This window comes from Limnofasciculus baicalensis BBK-W-15 (assembly GCF_024178385.1).
Taxonomy (GTDB): domain Bacteria; phylum Cyanobacteriota; class Cyanobacteriia; order Cyanobacteriales; family Coleofasciculaceae; genus Limnofasciculus; species Limnofasciculus baicalensis.
Map to the genome: position 1 here is coordinate 1 of NZ_JAMZMM010000645.1, position 1699 is coordinate 1699.

General features: G+C 40.2%; 1 protein-coding gene. It reads left to right on the plus strand.

The window, feature by feature from the left end; all coding sequences use genetic code 11:
* Positions 1-227 precede the first annotated feature (227 nt).
* Positions 228-1699, plus strand: a 1472-nt coding sequence (locus NJ959_RS29100) for an AAA-like domain-containing protein (RefSeq protein ID WP_254015245.1), incomplete at its 3' end; no start/stop codon positions are given.

The following is a 1699-nucleotide window of genomic DNA, read 5'->3' on the forward strand; positions in this document are numbered from 1 at the left end:
CCCCTGCTCCCCTGCTTCCCTGCTTCCCTGCTCCCCTGCTTACAACTGATGAGTTATTTCTGCCAACCTGCACTAGGGCTATCTTACAGAGCAAGCGTTATAATCGGTACTCCGATTAACGGTGGGTTGTTGACGCTCTTTTTAACCAATACAATAATAATCATTATTAGATATAGCTAATTCTAAGACCAATAACTAACAACCAACAACTAATAACCAACAACACTATGTCAATCTACAACTATAAAGTCGGGGGGAGTTTAGAGTATCAGCATCCCACTTATGTGGTACGGCAAGCGGATCGAGAACTCTATGATGGATTAACATCCCTGGAATTTTGTTATGTCTTAAACTCGCGACAGATGGGCAAATCTAGCTTGCGGGTACAAATGATGAACCGACTTCAAGCTGAAGGAATAAACTGTGTTTCCATTGATTTAACCCTGATTGGCAGCGATGCCCTGACACCGGAAAACTGGTATGGTGGCATTGCCTTTGAGCTATTGAGTGGATTCAATCTCTTGGGTGAGATTAATTTTAATACTTGGTGGCGCGATCGCCTAGTTTTGCCCCCGGTTCAACGATTGAGTCTGTTAATTGAGGAAATACTTCTGACTCATTTATCCAATAATATAGTTATTTTTATTGATGAAATCGATAGCGTCAAAAGTTTAAACTTTCCCACAGATGATTTTTTTGCCCTAATCCGAGGCTGCTACAATCGTCGCGTGGATCGTTCAGACTATAAACGGATAACATTTTGTTTATTAGGGGTAGCGACTCCATCAGATTTAATTGAAGACAAAGGGCGGACCCCCTTTAATATCGGTCAAGCTATTGAACTAACTGGATTTACCTTCGAGGAAGCCAAATTATCCTTAACACCGGGATTACACGAAAAAATAGACAATCCAGAATTAATTATCAAAGCCGTATTAGATTGGACAGGAGGACAACCATTCCTCACTCAAAAACTCTGTCATATTATTTATAATAAATCAGCAAATCAAAGTCAAAAGTCAAAAAACCAGACGCTTCGTTCCCTTTCCCTCAAACAACCAACAACAGATAACCAACAACCAACAATCGATACTTTAGTCCAAACCCACATTATTGACAATTGGGAAAACCAAGACGAACCAGAACATTTAAAAACCTTGAGAAATCGGCTTTTAAGTAACGAACAAAACAGCGGAAGATTATTAGGACTATATCAAGAGATCTTACATAACGGAGAAATTATAGCCGATGACAGTCCCGAACAAGCAGAATTCAGATTGACAGGCTTAGTCTGCAAACAACAAGGAAAATTAAAAGTTTATAACCGAATTTATCAAGAAGTTTTCAATCTCTATTGGGTAGAAAAAGAATTATCATCCCTACGTCCATACACAGAAGCGATCGCAGCTTGGTTTGCCTCCAACCGTCAAGATGAATCTCGGCTATTGCGCGGACGTGCCCTACAGGAAGCCTTAGACTGGAAAGCGGGAAAAAGTCTCAGTGTTGAAGATGATGATTTTCTCGCCGCCAGCCAACAAAAAGAGTTAGATACCGAACGTGAAGCTAACAAAATATTAGCTGATGCTAAAGGAAAAGCAGAGCAACTTTTAGAAAAAGCGAAAGTAGCTAAACAGCAAGCGGAAGAACTACTTGCCCAAACTAAAAAGATAACCCAGATTGAACGAAATGATGTCAAAGC